Consider the following 2,618-nt stretch of genomic DNA (forward strand, 5'->3'; position numbering starts at 1 on the left):
GGACGGCGGGTCGCCGCCGTCCGGCGCGGCCGGGGAGCCGGTGGCGCGTGCCGCCGGCTCCCAGCCGTCCCGGGTCACGGCGCGCTCACCGGGTCACCGGCCGGCGCTCGACCGCCGGCGCCTGGCCAGCGCGTCGATGCTCGCGGCGAGCAGGAGCACGATCCCGGTGATGAGGAAGCTCAGGTACGCCTTGGTGCCGAGCAGGCCGAGGCCGTTCTCGATGATGGCGATGACGAGTCCGCCGAGGACCGCGTCGCGGGCCTTGCCGCGGCCGCCGAACAGGCTCGTCCCGCCGATGACGGCGGCGCCGACCGCGTACAGCAGCGTGTTGCCGCCGCCCGAGTCGGGGGTGACGGAGTTGAGCCGGGACGCGGCGACGATACCGCTCAGCGCCGCGAAACCCGAGGCGATCATGAAGACGGAGATGCGGATCCGGGTGACGTTGATGCCGGCGCGGCGGGCGGCCTCGGCGTTGCCGCCGACGGCGTAGATGTGCCGGCCGTAGGCGGTGCGCCCGAGCACGAACGTGCAGACGATGAGCAGGACGCCGACCACCGGCACGCCCCACGGGATGCCCGCGAGGGTGATGAGCGGGCTGGGGGCGCGGTCGAGGCTGAGCAGGTAGGTGCCGAACAGCAGGGCGATCGCGACGACGGCGGACTGGGCGATGACCAGCTCGACCGGCTTGGAGTGCAGGTCGCGGGCGCGCTGCCGCCGCCACCGCAGGAGCTGCGTGGCGGCGTAGCCGACGGCGCAGGCGACGGCGAGCACCCAGCCGAGGGCGACCGGGATGTTCTTGTTGGCGAGGGCCACGATGACGTCGTCGCGGACGGGCACGGTGCCGCCCTCGCCGATCATGCGGAGGGTGACGCCCTGGAGGCCGAGGAACAGCGCGAGCGTGACGACGAAGGAGGGTATCCGCACGACGGCGACGAGCCAGCCGATGGCGGTGCCGATGACGATGCCGACGCCGATGGCGACGAGGACCGCGACGTACCAGGGCTGGCCGCCGTCGACCATGAGCTTCGCCATGGCCGCGGCGCACAGGCCGCTGGCGACGCCGGCGGACAGGTCGATCTCGCCCAGCAGCAGGACGAACACCAGCCCCATGGCGAGGATGGTGATCGGGAGCGCCTGCGTGAACAGGTTCGCGATGTTGCCCTTGCTGAGGAAGGTGTCGGGCTTGAGGATCGTGAACAGGACGACCAGGGAGGCGAGGCCGAGGATGGCCGGGAGGGCGCCCAGCTCACCGGCCCGCACGCGGCCCAGGTAGTCGTTGACGGCGGAGCGCACGTCGTGCTCGCGCGTGTCGGCGGCGAAGTCCGAGTCCGCCAGCGACATGGCGGCCTCCTTGCCCTTCGGGATCTCGGTGGACACGTCGGCCCCCTTCAGATGCTCTCGGCGGCGGTCGTCGGCGCGAGGCCGAGATCGCCGGAACGGCCGGCGGTGATGAGCTCCACGACCTGGCCGTGGGTGACGTCGGCCCGCTTCACGTCGGCGGCGACCCGGCCAAGGTAGAGCGCGGTGATGCGGTCGGCCACCTCGAACACGTCGTTCATGTTGTGCGAGATGAGCACGACGGCGTGCCCGGTGTCGGCGAGGCGCCGGACGAGGTCGAGGACCTGCCGGGTCTGCGCGACGCCCAGCGCGGCGGTGGGCTCGTCGAGGATGACGACCTTCGACTCCCACAGCGCGGCCTTGGCGATCGCGACGGTCTGCCGCTGGCCGCCGGAGAGGCTCGCGACCTGCTGCCGGACGGACTTGACGGTGCGGACCGACAGCCGCGCGAGGGTCTGGCGGGCGGCCTCCTCCATCGAGTCCTCGTCCAGGATGATGCCCTTGCGGCGCTCGCGGCCGAGGAACATGTTCTGGACGATGTCGAGGTTGTCGGCGAGCGCGAGGTCCTGGTAGACGACCTCGATGCCGAGGGCGGCGGCGTCGCGGGGGCTGCCGATCACGACCGGGCGCCCGTCGAACTCGATGGTGCCGGAGTCGATCGGGTGGATCCCGGCGATGCACTTGATGAGGGTGGACTTGCCCGCGCCGTTGTCGCCGACGAGGGCCGTCACCTCGCCCAGCCGCAGCTCGAAGTCCACGTCGTGCAGGACGTGGACGGCACCGAAGCTCTTGTTGAGCCCGGTCAGGCGGAGGACGGGGTCACCGTTTTCTGCCACGAGTTTCCCTTCCAGGGGGTGATGCGTCGGCCCGTGGCGGGCCCCCGGCGGCCCGGGGTTCCGGGGCCCCGGGACGCCTCCAGCGGGGTGGGGCCCGCCACGGAGTCAGCGCGCGGTCGCTACTGGATGCCCGCGGTCTTGCACTTGGCCGCGTACGCGCCCTTGCACAGCTCGGCGGGCTTCACGAAGCCGTCGTCGGTGACCTGCTTGACGTTGTCCTTGAAGATGCCGATCGGGTTGAGCAGCACCGAGGGGACGTCGCGCTTGCCCGTCGGGTCGTTCGTGGTGCCGTTGGTCTCGCCCTTCTCGCCCTTGAGGAGCGCGACGGCGAGCTTGGCGGCCGCTTCGGCCTCCTGCTTGACGGGCTTGTAGACGGTCATGCACTGGCTGCCGTCCAGGATGTTCTGCAGCCCCTGGGTGGTGGCGTCCTGGCCGGTGATGGCG

The 2,618-nt window shown here is 71.8% G+C and carries 2 protein-coding genes and 1 pseudogene; all 3 read right to left on the minus strand.

The features are described from left to right. Window positions 1-93: 93 nt before the first annotated feature. Complete coding sequence (locus E1300_RS48990) at window positions 94-1,377, minus strand: sugar ABC transporter permease (RefSeq protein WP_242619908.1); 1,284 nt, start codon at window positions 1,375-1,377, stop codon at window positions 94-96. Between the two features lie 11 nt (window positions 1,378-1,388). Next, on the minus strand, window positions 1,389-2,174 hold the full coding sequence (locus tag E1300_RS48995) for an ATP-binding cassette domain-containing protein (protein ID WP_131764085.1): 786 nt from the start codon (window positions 2,172-2,174) through the stop codon (window positions 1,389-1,391). Between the two features lie 119 nt (window positions 2,175-2,293). After that, window positions 2,294-2,618, minus strand: a pseudogene (locus E1300_RS49000) (sugar ABC transporter substrate-binding protein); the annotation flags it as partial.

Origin of the sequence: Actinomadura fibrosa, from assembly GCF_900659615.1 — a bacterium.
In the GTDB taxonomy this organism is placed as follows: domain Bacteria; phylum Actinomycetota; class Actinomycetes; order Streptosporangiales; family Streptosporangiaceae; genus Spirillospora; species Spirillospora fibrosa.